The organism is Streptomyces ardesiacus, assembly GCF_003112575.1.
Taxonomy (GTDB): Bacteria; Actinomycetota; Actinomycetes; order Streptomycetales; family Streptomycetaceae; genus Streptomyces; species Streptomyces ardesiacus.
On record NZ_BEWC01000010.1, the window covers coordinates 119,092 to 133,926 of the forward strand.

At 71.5% G+C, this 14,835-nt stretch carries 18 protein-coding genes; 4 read left to right on the forward strand and 14 right to left on the reverse strand.

Annotated elements, in window-relative coordinates:
- Positions 1-238 precede the first annotated feature (238 nt).
- The gene (locus Sdi02f_RS30465) at positions 239-2,077 is read left to right on the forward strand and encodes a DUF8508 domain-containing protein (protein WP_031186154.1); all 1,839 of its coding nucleotides are present in this window, start codon (positions 239-241) and stop codon (positions 2,075-2,077) included.
- Between the two features lie 46 nt (positions 2,078-2,123).
- Here the strand turns inward: Sdi02f_RS30465 and Sdi02f_RS30470 are convergent, their stop codons facing one another.
- The 3 genes from Sdi02f_RS30470 to Sdi02f_RS30480 form a co-directional block, all read right to left on the reverse strand.
- Complete coding sequence (locus tag Sdi02f_RS30470; RefSeq protein WP_031186155.1) at positions 2,124-2,831, reverse strand: antibiotic biosynthesis monooxygenase; 708 nt, start codon at positions 2,829-2,831, stop codon at positions 2,124-2,126.
- Between the two features lie 136 nt (positions 2,832-2,967).
- Positions 2,968-3,372, reverse strand: a complete 405-nt coding sequence (locus tag Sdi02f_RS30475) for a DUF3618 domain-containing protein (protein WP_108934383.1) — start codon at positions 3,370-3,372, stop codon at positions 2,968-2,970.
- Positions 3,369-3,788 (reverse strand): phage holin family protein, encoded by a 420-nt coding sequence (locus tag Sdi02f_RS30480; protein WP_030403782.1) that lies wholly within the window; start codon positions 3,786-3,788, stop codon positions 3,369-3,371. The genes Sdi02f_RS30475 and Sdi02f_RS30480 overlap by 4 nt, the downstream gene beginning before the upstream one ends.
- A gap of 159 nt (positions 3,789-3,947) precedes the next feature.
- Here Sdi02f_RS30480 and dapA point away from each other — a divergent pair, with 159 nt between their 5' ends.
- Both dapA and Sdi02f_RS30490 read left to right on the forward strand, forming a co-directional pair.
- Positions 3,948-4,919: a 4-hydroxy-tetrahydrodipicolinate synthase gene (gene dapA / locus Sdi02f_RS30485; RefSeq protein ID WP_167458280.1), complete on the forward strand. Its 972-nt coding sequence runs from the start codon at positions 3,948-3,950 to the stop codon at positions 4,917-4,919.
- Positions 4,916-5,104, forward strand: a complete 189-nt coding sequence (locus Sdi02f_RS30490) for a hypothetical protein (RefSeq protein ID WP_030403780.1) — start codon at positions 4,916-4,918, stop codon at positions 5,102-5,104. The genes dapA and Sdi02f_RS30490 overlap by 4 nt, the downstream gene beginning before the upstream one ends.
- A gap of 165 nt (positions 5,105-5,269) precedes the next feature.
- Here Sdi02f_RS30490 and dapD read toward each other — a convergent pair whose 3' ends face one another.
- From dapD to Sdi02f_RS30545, 11 genes are all read right to left on the reverse strand, one after another.
- Complete coding sequence (gene dapD, locus Sdi02f_RS30495; RefSeq protein WP_030403779.1) at positions 5,270-6,259, reverse strand: 2,3,4,5-tetrahydropyridine-2,6-dicarboxylate N-succinyltransferase; 990 nt, start codon at positions 6,257-6,259, stop codon at positions 5,270-5,272.
- A gap of 9 nt (positions 6,260-6,268) precedes the next feature.
- Positions 6,269-6,862 (reverse strand): TetR/AcrR family transcriptional regulator, encoded by a 594-nt coding sequence (locus Sdi02f_RS30500; protein WP_053638614.1) that lies wholly within the window; start codon positions 6,860-6,862, stop codon positions 6,269-6,271.
- Positions 6,862-7,182, reverse strand: coding sequence for a DMT family transporter (locus tag Sdi02f_RS30505; protein ID WP_030403777.1), 321 nt, complete (start codon positions 7,180-7,182; stop codon positions 6,862-6,864). The genes Sdi02f_RS30500 and Sdi02f_RS30505 overlap by 1 nt, the downstream gene beginning before the upstream one ends.
- Before the next feature lie 102 nt (positions 7,183-7,284).
- Positions 7,285-7,617, reverse strand: coding sequence for a metal-sulfur cluster assembly factor (locus tag Sdi02f_RS30510; RefSeq protein ID WP_030403776.1), 333 nt, complete (start codon positions 7,615-7,617; stop codon positions 7,285-7,287).
- A complete protein-coding gene (gene sufU / locus Sdi02f_RS30515; protein ID WP_030184617.1) occupies positions 7,614-8,084 on the reverse strand; it encodes a Fe-S cluster assembly sulfur transfer protein SufU in 471 nt (156 codons plus the stop codon). The genes Sdi02f_RS30510 and sufU overlap by 4 nt, the downstream gene beginning before the upstream one ends.
- Before the next feature lie 17 nt (positions 8,085-8,101).
- A complete protein-coding gene (locus Sdi02f_RS30520) occupies positions 8,102-9,358 on the reverse strand; it encodes a cysteine desulfurase (RefSeq protein WP_030403775.1) in 1,257 nt (418 codons plus the stop codon).
- On the reverse strand, positions 9,355-10,119 hold the full coding sequence (sufC, locus tag Sdi02f_RS30525) for a Fe-S cluster assembly ATPase SufC (protein WP_030403774.1): 765 nt from the start codon (positions 10,117-10,119) through the stop codon (positions 9,355-9,357). Before sufC ends, Sdi02f_RS30520 begins: the two co-directional genes overlap by 4 nt.
- Before the next feature lie 7 nt (positions 10,120-10,126).
- Complete coding sequence (locus tag Sdi02f_RS30530; RefSeq protein ID WP_019329250.1) at positions 10,127-10,444, reverse strand: non-heme iron oxygenase ferredoxin subunit; 318 nt, start codon at positions 10,442-10,444, stop codon at positions 10,127-10,129.
- On the reverse strand, positions 10,441-11,625 hold the full coding sequence (gene sufD, locus Sdi02f_RS30535; protein ID WP_030403773.1) for a Fe-S cluster assembly protein SufD: 1,185 nt from the start codon (positions 11,623-11,625) through the stop codon (positions 10,441-10,443). Before sufD ends, Sdi02f_RS30530 begins: the two co-directional genes overlap by 4 nt.
- 59 nt (positions 11,626-11,684) lie before the next feature.
- Entirely contained in the window at positions 11,685-13,106 is a 1,422-nt protein-coding gene (sufB, locus tag Sdi02f_RS30540) for a Fe-S cluster assembly protein SufB (protein ID WP_030403772.1), read from the reverse strand.
- On the reverse strand, positions 13,103-13,861 hold the full coding sequence (locus Sdi02f_RS30545) for a helix-turn-helix transcriptional regulator (protein WP_030403771.1): 759 nt from the start codon (positions 13,859-13,861) through the stop codon (positions 13,103-13,105). Before Sdi02f_RS30545 ends, sufB begins: the two co-directional genes overlap by 4 nt.
- 171 nt (positions 13,862-14,032) lie before the next feature.
- On the opposite strand from Sdi02f_RS30545, the gene Sdi02f_RS30550 reads away from it, so the two are divergent.
- Complete coding sequence (locus Sdi02f_RS30550) at positions 14,033-14,821, forward strand: AAC(3) family N-acetyltransferase (protein ID WP_053638613.1); 789 nt, start codon at positions 14,033-14,035, stop codon at positions 14,819-14,821.
- Positions 14,822-14,835 lie beyond the last annotated feature (14 nt).

Here is a 14,835-nt window from a genome sequence, read left to right on the forward strand (position 1 = left end):
ACGGCTCAGCCTAGACGGGTTTCCACCCATGCCGCCCGGTTCATCTCCCCGTCGGGTGGTGTACATGGCCGAAACCTTGACAACCGGCGCGGCCAGGCAGGAGATTGACGCGCGTAGAAAGCGGGGGGCGAGCCGGGGGAAGGGTGCTCACCCGGGCCCCGGGAGTCCCACGGACCCTCAGGTCCTCCCCCGCGCCCCACCCCGTCCCCGCGCCACGTCACGTCCCCGGAGGGATCCGTTGGCCAGCAAGTCCTCCGCGCGCCTCGCCGCGCTCACCGTCGCCGCCGTCTGCTCGGTGGCGTCCACCGTCGTCCTCACCGCGCCCGCGCACGCCGGCGCCGCCCCGGCGGACCCCGTGCGCATCCACGACATCCAGGGCACCACCAGGCTCTCCCCGTACGCGGGCAAGCAGGTCGCGGACGTGGCCGGAATCGTCACCGGTGTCCGCGGCTACGGCTCCTCCAAGGGCTTCTGGATGCAGGACCCGCGCCCGGACGCCGACCCGGCCACCAGCGAGGGCGTCTTCGTCTTCACGAGCAAGGCGCCCGAGGTGGCCGTCGGCGACGCCGTCACCGTCTCGGGCACGGTCTCGGAGTACGTGCCCGGCGGCACGTCCTCGGGGAACCAGTCGGTGACCGAGATCACGCGCCCGACGGTCACCGTCGTGTCGCGCGGCAACGCGGTCCCGGCCCCGACGACCGTCTCCGCCCGCTCCGTCCCGCGCGCGTACGCCCCCGAGGGCGACGAGGGCGCGAACGGGTCGGTCAACGCCCTGCCGCTTCAGCCCGCGCGGTACGCCCTGGACTACTACGAGTCCCTGGAGGGCATGAACGTCCGGGTCCTGGACGCCCGTGTGGTCGGCGCCTCGGACCCCTACACGGAGCTGTGGGTCACGGTGAAGCCCCGCGAGAACGACAACCGCCGCGGCGGTACGGTCTACGGCTCCTACGACGACCAGAACACCGGTCGGCTGCAGATCCAGTCTCTGGGCAGGCCCGCCGACTTCCCCGCGGCCGACGTCGGCGACACGCTGACCGGCACCACCGCCGGTCCGCTGGACTACAACGAGTACGGCGGCTACACGCTCGTCGCGAGCGAGATCGGCGCCCTGGGGAGCGGCGGCACGGAGCGCGAGTCGACGCGTCCGCAGAGCGCGCGCGAGCTGGCGGTGGCGACGTACAACGTGGAGAACCTCGACCCGTCGGACGACACGTTCGCCGCCCACGCCGAGGCGATCGTGCACCACCTCAAGTCGCCCGACATCGTGTCCCTGGAGGAGATCCAGGACAACAACGGTGCCACGGACGACGGCACCGTCGCGGCCGACGAGACGGTCGGCAGGCTGATCGACGCGATCGTCGCGGCCGGCGGCCCGCGCTACGACTGGCGGGGCATCGACCCGGTCGACAAGGCGGACGGCGGCCAACCCGGCGGCAACATCCGCCAGGCGTTCCTGTTCAACCCCGAGCGGGTCTCCTTCACCGACCGGGCGGGCGGCGACGCCACCACGGCGACCGGGGTGCGCAAGGAGCGCGGCAAGGCGACGCTGACCCACTCCCCCGGGCGGGTCGACCCGGCGAACCCGGCCTGGAAGGACAGCCGCAAGCCGCTGGCGGGCGAGTTCGTCTTCCGCGGCCGCACGGTCTTCGTCATCGCCAACCACTTCAACTCCAAGGGCGGCGACCAGGGCCTGACGGCGCAGTACCAGCCGCCGTCGCGCGGCTCGGAGACCCAGCGCCACGCCCAGGCGAAGGTGGTGAACACCTTCGTGAAGGAGATCCTGGCCGCCCAGAAGAACGCGGACGTCGTCGCCCTCGGCGACATCAACGACTTCGAGTTCTCCGAAACCGCCCGCCTGCTGGAGGACGGCGGCGCCCTGTGGTCGGCGGTGAAGTCGCTGCCGGAGAGCGAGCGTTACTCGTACGTCTACCAGGGCAACAGCCAGGTCCTGGACCAGATCCTGGTCAGTCCGTCCATCCGCCGCGGCGGACTGTCCTACGACAGCGTGCACGTCAACGCCGAGTTCCACGACCAGATCAGCGACCACGACCCGCAGGTGCTGCGGTTCCGTCCGTAACCGGACGGTGGTGGGGGCGGGTTCGGCGGCTCGGCGGTTCGGCGGTTCAGCGCGGCACGAGACCGAGTGCGTGGTCGTACCGGCTGACCCCGCCGCCGGTCAGGCCCGGCCAGTTGTGCACCCGCTCCCACTGCGGCGTCGCCGAGCCGACCCCGTCACCGGGCGCGGCGAGGGCGTCGATGTGGGCCTGCGCGCTCTCCCACTCGGCGTAGTTGAGGACGCGCGTGCCGTCGGTGCTGAGGTGGAAGTGGGCCGAGATGCCCCCGGGTTGCGGGTTCGGCTCGGTCTCCAGGGCCTCGAAGACGGCGTCCACCCAGGCGCGCCGGCGGTCGGGGCCCGTCCCGTCGAACTCGACGTCGACGATGACGACGCAGCCCGGGGCCGCGGCTGCCGCCCCGTTCTCGCGGCTGGTGCTGCGGTACCGCCGGTAGCTGCGGAGCGCCAGCCGCTCGATGCCCGGCACGGCGGTGTCGATCTCGTCGACGCGCTCCTGGCGCCGGGTCTTCCTGAAGGCCTCGTACGCCGGCTCGCTCGCCCACTGGGAGTGGTGCAGCAGCGTGCTGCCGTCGTGCCCGGTGTAGACGTGATAGCCGCGCAGGTCTTCCGCGGGCCAGGGGCGGCGCTCCCAGGTGCGGGCGATGGCCTCGACGGTCCGCCGCTGCCGTTCGGGGGTGCCCACCCGCCAGGTGCTGAAGAAGGGCGCCAGGACGTCGGGGCGGGTGAGCCGGGGATGGGCGTCGGTGCGGCGGGTCATGCCGGCCTCCGTGGTCGGTGGTCGTCGGTACGCGGTGGACGCACGGTGGATGCGCCCACCGTGCCGCCACCACCCTCCGACCTCGACCAAGGTTGAGGTCAAGTCCGTTCCGGTACCGGCATGAGGGACACGGCCCTCAGCAGGGCCCGTGGCGGTGGCGCCGCGCGAGGCTCGCCGCCACCGCCACGCCCGCCGCCGCCCCGGCGACCAGCACGGCACGCGGGTGCCCGAGCCCGGCGCGCACCGCGCCCCGCGCCCGCCGTGACGGCGGGTCGGTCCGGCCCGCCCCGCCCCGCACGGTGTGCCCGGCGGAGCTGCGCAGGTGCACGGTCATGGCGCCGGCCCTGTCCTTGAGGTCGGCGACCCGGGCCTTGGCGCGGCCCTTCACGTCGGCCTTGCCAGCCAGTTCCTCGACGGTGTCGCCGAGTTCGCCGCGGGTCTGTTCGATCTGCCGCCGCAGCTCGTCGGGGCCCTTGGCGCCGCCGACCGGCTGCGCGGTGGAGCCGCTCCTCGTACCGTCCCGGCTCGTCGCGTCGGTCATCGATGTGCCCTTTCCCTGATCTGGTCGACGTCGGCCCTGACGCTGCCGAGGGTCTCCTCGGGCTTGGGCGGCACGGCCCGGCGGAGCTGGGCGCGACCGGTCATGGCCAGGACGCCGGCGATCACGAAGAGCGCCCCCGTCACGATGAGCGCCGCGGCCCAGACGGGCAGCACCAGCGAGAGTGCGGCGACGGCCGTGCCGGCCAGGGCGAACAGGCCCACGTAGGCGATCGCGCCCGCGGCACCGAGCATTCCGCCGCCGCGCCCGGCCCGCTTGCCCTTCTCGGCCAGTTCCATCTTGGCGAGGGCCACTTCCTGGCGCACGAGCCGGGAGAGCTGTTCGGTGGCCTGCCCGACGAGTTCGCCCACGGAGTGCTGTTCGTCGCGCACCGGCCTGGTGTGCATGGTTCCGGTCACGGTGTTCCCGCCTCCTCTCGGTCCGGAGCACCCCGGGTACCCCGGCCCGCCCGGCGCTACCCGCCCGAGCGCCGGCCCTCGCCGCGCGAAGCATTCCTTATAGGTACCTCGTAGAAAATTTAAGTGGAGCTACACGGTCCGGCCGCCGACACTACTCCCATGACGACAGACGACGACCGCCCCGCCGCCCCCTTCGGCCGCACCCTGTGCGCCATGGTCACGCCCCTCACCGAGTCCGGCGCGCTCGATCCCGACGGCGCCGCGCGGCTCGCCGGGCACCTGGTCTCGCGGGGCTGCGACGGCTTGGTCCTGTCCGGCACCACGGGCGAGTCGCCGACCACCACGGACGCCGAGAAGGCGGCGCTGGTGACGGCGGTCCGGGAGGCCGTCGGGGACCGCGCGGCACTCGTCGCCGGGGTCGGCACCGCGGACACCCGGCACACCGTGGACCTGGCGCTGGCCGCCGAGAAGGCGGGCGCGGACGGTCTGCTGGTGGTCGCGCCGTACTACAGCAGGCCGCCGCAGGACGCGGTGGAGGCGCACTTCCGCGAGGTCGCCGACGCGAGCGGCCTGCCGGTGATGCTGTACGACATCCCGGGCCGCACCGGCACGCGCGTCGAGCCGGACACGGTCGCCCGCCTCGCCGAGCACCCGCGGATCGTCGCCGTCAAGGACTGTTCGTACGACCTCCTCGGCACCCAAAAGGTGCTGTCCCGCACGGATCTGGCGTACTACGCGGGCTGTGACGAGCAGGTCCTGGCCCTGTACGCGCTCGGTGCGACGGGCTGCGTCAGCACGGTCGCGAACGTCGTGCCGGGGCTGTTCCCGGCCGTTTTCGACGCCTTCGACCGGGGCGACACCGGGCGGGCCGCCCAGCTCCAGCGACGGGCGGTCCCGCTCGTCGAGTCGATGACGGCGGCCGGCCTGCCCGGCACGGTCACCGCCAAGGCGCTCCTCGGCGCGCTGGGCCTGCCGGCGGGCCCGGTCCGCGCGCCGCTGCGGCCCGCGGACCGCGGGACCACGGCCGGCCTGCTGGCGGCCTACGAGGAACTGACCGCCGCCACCGCTCAGTTCCAGGCGTGGCCGCCGCCGGACAGCAGCCCTTCGTGCGGTTACGGTGGCCCGCGATGAGCAGAAGACGCTATGTGGCCCGGGGCGTCCCGGGCGGATACCGCATCTGGGACAGCAGGGGCCGCCGCTGGTGGGGCGACCACTACGAACTGTGCCCCGACGATCTCCTGACCGAACTGAACGGCCCGGCCGACCAGACCCGCATCACCGCGCTCCTGAAGCGCTACCGCGCCCTGAAACGGTGAACCCGCACGGCGCCGCCCCCGGCCCGTGCGGCGGTCTGCCGCTCCTCCGGCGCCCGCCCGGGCGGGCGCCCGCGCGCCGACGGTCACGAACGCGGCCCCGGCACTTCATCGGTGCCGGGGCCGGGTTCGGACGACGGGGGGGCCGCAGGTCACGGCCTTCCGTGCTCAGTTGTGGCTGTGCAGGATCTCGTTCAGGCCGCCCCACACCGCGTTGTTCGGGCGGGCCTCCACCGTGCCGGTGACCGAGTTGCGGCGGAAGAGGATGTTCGAGGCGCCGGAGAGTTCGCGGGCCTTGACGATCTGGCCGTCGGGCATGGTGACGCGGGTGCCCGCGGTGACGTAGAGGCCGGCCTCGACCACGCACTCGTCGCCCAGCGCGATGCCGACGCCCGCCTCGGCGCCGACCAGGCAGCGTTCGCCGATGACGATGCGGACGTTGCCGCCGCCGGAGAGGGTGCCCATGGTGGAGGCGCCGCCGCCGATGTCGGAGCCGTCGCCGACGACGACGCCCGCGGAGATGCGGCCCTCGACCATCGAGGTGCCGAGCGTGCCGGCGTTGAAGTTGACGAAGCCCTCGTGCATGACGGTGGTGCCCTCGGCCAGGTGCGCGCCGAGGCGGACCCGGTCGGCGTCGGCGATGCGGACGCCCTTGGGGGCGACGTAGTCCGTCATGCGGGGGAACTTGTCGATCGAGGTGACCTGGAGGTGCAGGCCCTCGGCGCGGGCGTTGAGGCGCACCTTCTCGATGTCGTCGACGGCGACGGGGCCGAGCGAGGTCCAGGCGACGTTGGCGAGGAAGGCGAACTGGCCCTCCAGGCTGAGGCCGTGCGGCTTGACCAGGCGGTGGGAGAGCAGGTGCAGGCGCAGGTAGACGTCGTGCGTGTCGAGCGGCTTCTCGTCCAGCGAGGAGATGACCGTGCGGACCGCGACCACCTCGACGCCGCGGCGGGCGTCCGGACCGACCGCGGCGGTGGCACCGCCGCCCAGGAGTTCGGCGGCCTGTTCGGCGGTGAGGCGCTCGGTGCCGGAGGGACCGGGCTCCGCGGCGAGTTCGGGGGCCGGGAACCAGGTGTCGAGGACGGTGCCGTCGGCGGCGATCGTGGCGAGGCCGGCGGCCACGGCGCCGGTGGTGCGGGGAGCAGTCGTGTCGGTCATGAGGGCAACCTAACCGGCCGCCGCCGGTGGAAGCGAGCCGGGACCGCGCCCGTCTCGGGTGCCGGGCGCCGGCAGCAGCCGGGTCAGCACCTCGCGCGCGTACTCCTCGTCGTAGGGCGTGTCCGTGAGCAGGACCTGGAGGCAGATGCCGTCCAGTACGGCGACCAGGGCGCGGGCGGTGGTGGGGTCCGTGCGGGCGGCGAGCAGGGCGCCCACGCCCTCGGCCCACTCGGCGGCCACGGGGCGCAGGGCGGGGCGGCGCAGCGCGGCGAGGTACAGCTCGTACTCCAGCTCCACGCCGGTGCGGTCGCCGCCGAGCCACTCCCCCAGGACACGGGCGAGTTCGGCGGGCAGGTCGCCCTCGGGGTCGGCCAGGGCGGGGTGGGCGGCGACGACCTTGGCGAAGCCCTCGTTGGCCTGGCGCAGGGCGGCGACCATGAGGTCGTCCAGCGTCGCGAAGTGGTACGTCGTGGAGCCGAGCGGGACGTCCGCCTCGGCGGCGACGGTGCGGTGGCTGAGGCCGGCGATGCCCGCCCGGCCGACGACCCGGATCGCGGCGTCGATGATGCGCCGGCGGCGCTCGGGGTCGTGGCGGCGGACCATCAGTGCGCTCCGCCCAGGTTGAGGACGACGACGCCGACGATGATCAGCGCGATCCCGGCGGCCTTGGTGAGCGTCATCCCTTCGCCCATGAAGGCCACGCCGATGGTGGCGATGGCGGCCGTGCCCACTCCGGCCCAGATCGCGTACGCCGTGCCGACGGCGAGGATCTTCAGGGTCTGGGCGAGGAGCGCGAAGGAGAGGACGTACGCGAGCGCCGTCAGCAGGGACGGCACGAGCCTGCTGAACCCCTCGCTGTACTTCATGGCGGTGGTGCCGGCGACCTCGGCGGCGATGGCTCCGGCCAGGAGCAGGTATCCCATGTGTACGAGCGTACATAACGGCGGACGCGGACGGGTGCGAACACGGGAAACGGCGGCACCCGAAGGTGCCGCCGTTCTCCGGAACCGTGCTGCCGGTGTGGCTCAGACGTTGAACCCGAGCGCGCGCAGCTGCTCGCGCCCGTCGTCCGTGATCTTGTCCGGGCCCCACGGCGGCATCCAGACCCAGTTGATGCGCAGCTCGCTGACGAGGCCGTCCGTGGCGGACTTGGCCTGGTCCTCGATCACGTCGGTCAGCGGGCAGGCCGCCGAGGTCAGGGTCATGTCGACGGTGGCGATGTTCGCGTCGTCGACGTGGATGCCGTAGATCAGGCCGAGGTTGACGACGTCGATGCCCAGCTCGGGGTCCACGACGTCCATCAGGGCCTCGCGGAGTTCCTCCTCCGAGGCCGGCTTCATTTCCACGGTCTCGCTCATGCCGTCGTCTCCTTCTCGGCGTCGGCGCCGTCCAGCGCCTGGGCCGTCGCGTCCTTCCAGGCCATCCAGCTCAGCAGGGCGCACTTGACCCGGGCCGGGTACTTCGAGACCCCGGCGAACGCGACCGCGTCCTCCAGGACCTCCTCCATGGCGTCGTCCGGCTCGACCTTGCCCTTGGACTGCATCAGCTCCAGGAAGGTCTCCTGGATCCGCTGCGCCTGGGCCAGGTCCTTGCCGACCAGCAGGTCGTTCAGCACGGAGGCGCTGGCCTGGCTGATGGAGCAGCCCTGGCCCTCGTAACTGACGTCGCTGATCGTCGTGCCGTCGTACTTCACGCGGAGCGTGATCTCGTCCCCGCAGGTGGGGTTGACGTGGTGGACCTCGGCGTCGCCATCCCGCAAGCCCCGCCCGTGCGGGTTCTTGTAGTGGTCCAGGATGACTTCCTGGTACATGGAGTCCAGCTTCATGCTCTTCGCTCGTCCCGTCAGCCGAAGAAGTTCCGTACGTGCTCCAGGCCGTCGACCAGTGCGTCGATCTCGGCCGGCGTGGAGTACAGATAGAACGACGCTCGCGTGGTCGCAGGAATTCCGTAGCGCAGGCAGACGGGGCGGGCGCAGTGGTGGCCGACCCGGACCGCGATGCCCTGCTCGTCGAGGACCTGCCCCACGTCGTGGGGGTGGATGTCCCCCAGCGTGAAGGAGATCGCCGCGCCGCGCTCCTCGGCCGTGGTGGGGCCGATGATGCGCAGGTCGGGGACCTCCAGCAGGCGCTTGACGGCGTACTCGGTCAGCGCGTGCTCGTGGGCGAAGATCTTGTCCATGCCGATCGAGTTCAGGTAGTCGATCGCCGCGCCGAGGCCGACCGCGCCCGCGATGGGGGGCGTACCCGCCTCGAACTTGTGCGGGGCCGGGGCGTAGGTGGAGGAGTGCATCGAGACGGTCTCGATCATCTCGCCGCCGCCGAGGAACGGCGGGAGGTCCTCCAGCAGCTCCTGGCGGCCCCACAGCACGCCGATGCCGGTCGGGCCGCACATCTTGTGGCCGGTGAAGGCCACGAAGTCGGCCTGGAGGGCCTGCACGTCCAGCGGCATGTGCGGCGCGGCCTGCGAGGCGTCGACGCACACGAGCGCGCCGACCTCCTGGGCGCGGCGCACGATCGCCTCGACCGGGTTCTGGGTGCCCAGGATGTTGGAGACCAGCACGAAGGAGACGATCTTCGTCTTCTCGGTGATGACCTCGTCGATGTTGGACAGGTCCAGGCGGCCGTCGTCGGTGAGGCCGAACCAGCGGAGCTTCGCACCGGTGCGCTGCGCGAGCAGCTGCCACGGCACGATGTTGGAGTGGTGCTCCATCTCCGTGATCACGATCTCGGTGTCGTGGTCCACGCGGTAGGGGTCGTCGGCCCAGCCCAGCATGTTCGCGACGAGGTTGAGGGACTCCGAGGCGTTCTTGGTGAAGATCACCTCGTTGCGCGAGGGCGCGTTGATGAACTCCGCGACCTTGTCACGCGCGCCCTCGTACAGCGCCGTGGCCTCCTCGGCGAGGACGTGCACGCCACGGTGGACGTTGGCGTTGTGCTGCTCGTAGTACTCGTCGAGCACGTCGATGACCTGACGCGGGGTCTGCGAGGTCGCGGCGTTGTCGAGGTAGACGAGCTTCCTTCCGTCGTGGACCTGGCGGTCCAGGATGGGGAAGTCCTTGCGGATCGCCTCGGTGTCGAGGAGGCCCGGCAGCTGTGTCACTCGGATGCGCCGCCCTTCGTGTATGCCTCGTAGCCCTCGGCCTCGAGCTTGTCGGCCAGCTCGGCGCCGCCGGACTCGGCGATGCGGCCGTTGGCGAAGACGTGGACGTGGTCGGGCTTGATGTAGCGCAGGATGCGCGTGTAGTGCGTGATCAGCAGCGTGCCGACCTCGCCGGTCTCGCGGACGCGGTTGACGCCCTCGGAGACGATGCGCAGGGCGTCGACGTCCAGGCCGGAGTCGGTCTCGTCGAGGATGGCGACCTTCGGCTTGAGCAGCTCCAGCTGGAGGATCTCGTGGCGCTTCTTCTCACCGCCGGAGAAGCCCTCGTTGACGTTGCGCTCGGCGAAGGAGGGGTCCATGTTGAGGCGCTCCATGGCCTCCTTGACCTCCTTGACCCAGTGCCGCAGCTTGGGGGCCTCGCCGCGCACGGCGGTGGCGGAGGTGCGCAGGAAGTTGGAGACGGAGACGCCGGGGACCTCGACCGGGTACTGCATGGCGAGGAAGAGGCCGGCGCGGGCGCGCTCGTCGACGGACATCTCCAGGACGTCCTCGCCGTCGAGGGTGACGGTGCCGCCGGTGATCGTGTACTTGGGGTGACCCGCCAGGGAGTAGGCGAGGGTCGACTTGCCGGAGCCGTTGGGGCCCATGATGGCGTGCGTCTCGCCCTGCTTCACGGTGAGGTCGACGCCCTTGAGGATCTCCTTCGTGGCGTTGTCGGCCTCGACGGTGACGTGCAGGTCTCGGATTTCAAGCGTTGCCATGGGTGCCTCAGGACTCCTGGGTGAGGGAGACGAGCACGTCGTCCCCTTCGATCTTTACGGGGTATACGGGGACGGGGCGCGTCGCCGGAAGACTGTCGGGCTTGCCGGAGCGGAGGTCGAAGCGCGAGCCGTGCAGCCAGCACTCGATGTGGCAGTCGTCGACCTCGCCCTCGGCCAGCGAGACGTTCGCGTGCGAGCAGATGTCGTGGATCGCGAAGACCTCGCCCTCGGTCCGCACGACGGAGATCGGCGTGCCGTCGAGTTCCACCCGCTTCGGGGTGTCCTCCTCCAGCTCGTCCGCTCCACAGACGCGTACGAAGGTCATGCGACCGACGCCTCCAGCTCCTCTTCGATCTTGGCGAGGAGGCGCTCCTCGATGTCCGCGACGCCGATCTGCTGGACCAGCTCGGCGAAGAAGCCGCGGACCACCAAGCGGCGGGCGTCGATCTCGGGGATGCCGCGCGCCATCAGGTAGAAGAGCTGCTCGTCGTCGAAGCGGCCGGTGGCGGAGGCGTGGCCGGCGCCGACGATCTCGCCGGTCTCGATCTCCAGGTTCGGCACGGAGTCGACACGGGCGCCGTCGGTGAGGACGAGGTTGCGGTTCATCTCGTAGGTGTCGGTGCCCTCGGCCGCGGCCTCGATGAGCACGTCGCCGATCCACACCGCGTGCGCGTCCTCGCCCTGGAGCGCGCCCTTGTAGACGACGTTCGACTTGCAGTGCGGGACGTTGTGGTCGACCAGGAGGCGGTGCTCCTGGTGCTGGCCGGCGTCGGTGAAGTACAGGCCGAACAGCTCGGCCTCGCCGCCGGGGCCGGCGTAGGCCACGCGCGGGTGGAGGCGGACCAGGTCGCCGCCGAAGGTGACGACGAAGGACTTGAAGGTGGCGTCGCGGCCGACCAGCGCGTTGTGCTGGCCGACGTGGACGGCCTTGTCGTCCCAGTCCTGGACGGAGACGACGGTCAGCTTGGCGCCGTCGCCCAGGACGTAGTCGACGTTGGCGGCGAGCACGGCGTCGCCGGTGTGGTCGATGACGACCACGGCCTCGGCGAAGGCGCCCAGCTCGACGACCTGGTGGGCGTAGGCGGTGCCGCCCGCGCCGTGCACGGCGATGCGGATCGGCTCGGTGAGGACCGTCTCCTTGGGGACGGTGATCACACCGGCCTTCTCGAACGCCGAGTAGGCCTGGGCGGCGACCCGGTCCACGGGGGTGCCGGCCCGGCCGATGCGCGCGTCGTCGCGGCCGACGGTCTCGACGACGACGCCCTCGGGCGCGTCGATGTCGACCTTCACACCGTCACCGGTGGCGACGGCGGTGCCGTCGTGCAGCCCGCGCAGCCGCTCCAGCGGGGTGAACCGCCATTCCTCCTCGCGGCCGTGGGGGACCGGGAAGTCCGCCACGTCGAAGGACGCGGGTGCGCTCATGCGCGTGGCGACGGTCGACTCGGCGGCCACCGCGATCTGGCCCGCGGTGGTGGACCCCACGGGAATGTTCTGAGCCTCAGCCATGGCTGTCGGTCTGCTCTCTTCCTACGTTCCTGAATCTGGTGACTGCTGCGGGGGCGGGGTCAGCCGACCGCGCCCTCCATCTGCAGCTCGATCAGCCGGTTGAGCTCGAGGGCGTACTCCATGGGCAGCTCCTTGGCGATCGGCTCGACGAAGCCGCGCACGATCATCGCCATCGCCTCGAACTCGGTCAGACCGCGGCTCATCAGGTAGAAGAGCTGGTCCTCGGAGACCTTGGAGACGGTCGCCTCGTGGCCCATGGACACGTCGTCCTCGCGGACGTCCACGTAGGGGTACGTGTCGGAGCGGGAGATGGTGTCGACGAGCAGCGCGTCGCACAGCACGTTCGACTTGGAGCCGTGGGCGCCCTCGCCGATCTCGACGAGACCGCGGTAGGAGGTGCGGCCGCCGCCGCGCGCCACGGACTTGGAGACGATGTTGGAGGAGGTGTTCGGCGCCATGTGGACCATCTTGGAGCCGGCGTCCTGGTGCTGGCCCTCGCCCGCGAAGGCGATGGACAGGGTCTCGCCCTTGGCGTGCTCGCCCATCAGGTAGACGGCCGGGTACTTCATCGTCACCTTGGAGCCGATGTTGCCGTCGATCCACTCCATGGTCGCGCCCTCGTACGCCACGGCGCGCTTGGTGACCAGGTTGTAGACGTTGTTCGACCAGTTCTGGATGGTCGTGTAGCGGCAGCGGGCGTTCTTCTTGACGATGATCTCGACGACCGCGGAGTGCAGCGAGTCCGACTTGTAGATCGGCGCGGTGCAGCCCTCGACGTAGTGCACGTAGGCGCCCTCGTCGACGATGATCAGGGTCCGCTCGAACTGGCCCATGTTCTCCGTGTTGATGCGGAAGTAGGCCTGGAGCGGGATCTCGACGTGCACGCCCGGCGGCACGTAGATGAAGGAGCCGCCGGACCACACGGCGCTGTTCAGCGAGGCGAACTTGTTGTCGCCGACGGGGATGACGGTGCCGAAGTACTCCTTGAAGAGCTCCGGGTGCTCCTTCAGGGCCGTGTCGGTGTCGAGGAAGATGACGCCCTGCTCCTCCAGGTCCTCGCGGATCTGGTGGTAGACGACCTCCGACTCGTACTGGGCCGCGACACCGGCGACGAGGCGCTGCTTCTCCGCCTCGGGGATGCCGAGCTTGTCGTATGTGTTCTTGATGTCCTCGGGCAGGTCCTCCCAGGACTCCGCCTGCTTCTCCGTGGAGCGCACGAAGTACTTGATGTTGTCGAAGTCGATCCCCGACAGGTCCGAGCCCCAGTTCGGCATGGGCTTCTTCTCGAAGAGGCGCAGGCCCTTGAGGCGGAGCTTGGTCATCCACTCCGGCTCGTTCTTCTTCGCGGAGATGTCCCGGACGACGTCCTCGTCGATGCCGCGCCTGGCAGAGGCGCCGGCCGTGTCGGAGTCGGCCCAGCCGTACTCGTACTTGCCCAGGCCCTCGAGCTCAGGGTGAGCAGTCTCCGTGGGGAGAGTCATGCGGGGTTCCTCCCGGCCGTGCTTGCAGATGCGTGAGCGGTGTTCTCGGTCGCGCGCGCCGTGTCCGGCGCGTGCGAAGTCTTCGGAATGAACGTGGTGCAGACGCCGTCGCCGTGCGCGATGGTCGCGAGCCGCTGTACATGCGTACCGAGCAGCTCGGCGAAAAATTCCGTCTCCGCCTCGCACAGCTGCGGAAACTGCTCCGCGACGTGGGCGACCGGGCAGTGGTGCTGGCACAGCTGCTCGCCCTGCTGGGGGTGGGGCGCGCTCCGCGCGGTAGCAGCGTACCCGTCCTCGGTCAGGGCCTTGGCCAGCGCTTCCGCCCGCTTGTCGGCGGGAACGGACTCGACGGCCTTGCGGTACGCGCCCGACTGGGCGGCGATCCGGGCGCGGGCGAAGGCGGCGATCGCCTGCTCCCCGCCCTGCTGCTCGGCGATCCAGCGCAGGGCGTCGGCGGCCAGCTTGTCGTACGACTGGTCGAAGGCGTCCCGGCCGCAGGCGGTGAGCGCGAAGACCTTGGCGGGGCGCCCGCGCGTGCGCGCGCCGTAGACCCGCTGCTCGCGGGCCTCGACCACGTCGTCGGCGACCAGGGCGTCCAGATGGCGCCGGACGGCGGCCTGGGTCAGGCCCAGGCGACCGGCGAGCTCGGCGACGGTCGACGGCCCGTGGTCCAGGATGGAGCGCGCGACGCGGTTGCGGGTGGACCGCTCACCGGTCGCGAGTTCCTCCTGCGGAGCCTCACCGACGTTTTTCACAACGCCATTGTTGCGTAATTCCTCGGGACCGGGCAAGCCGCGTCCGGATCACCGGACGGTGCCCTGCGTCACTTAGGCATACCTAACGTGACCTGCGGAAACGATCTCCGGGTGATCGGCCGCGGGACAAACCGCTGGCGTCCGCGCCCGCCTTCCGGAACACTCCCCCGCATGCCCGCACCCCCTCCGACCGGCCCACTCGTCACCCGCGGCACGCTCGCCGCCGGGCTGCGCGACCTGGGGGTGCGCACCGGCGACACCCTCCTCGCGCACTCCTCCCTCAGCTCCCTCGGCTGGGTCTGCGGAGGCCCCGTCGCGGTCGTCCAGGCACTCCTCGACGTCCTCGGTCCGGACGGCACCCTGGTGGTCCCGACCCAGACCGGCGACCTCTCCGACCCGGCCCTGTGGACCAGTCCGCCGGTGCCCGAGGAGTGGTGGGAGACCGTGCGCGCGGCGACGCCCCCGTACGACCCGCTGATCACGCCCTCGCGCGGGGTCGGGGTGGTCCCGGAGACGGTGCGCACCTGGCCCGGTGCCCGGCGCAGCGCCCATCCGCAGACCTCCTTCGCGGCTCTCGGCGCCCGCGCCGACGAGGTGGTCGCCGGCCACGCGAGGGACTGCCGGCTGGGCGAGCGCAGCCCGCTGGCCGCACTGGAGCGGCTGGACGCCCGGGTCCTGCTGCTCGGCGCGGGCTACGACGCCTGCACCGCCTTCCATCTCGCCGAGTACCGGATCCCCGCCCCGCTGGTGGAGGTGGGGCGCCCGGGACCGGTGGGCTGGGAGCGGGTGACCGAGGTGTCGATCACGTCGGAGCGCTTCGCTGAACTGGGCCACGACTTCGAGCGGGACCGGCCCGTCCTGCGCGGCAGGATCGGCGCGGCCGACGCACGCCTGTTCCCGTTGCCGGACGCGGTCGCCTACGCCGAGCGGTGGCTGCCCGTCCACCGCCCCCGCGAGTGAGCCCCGTCCCCGGT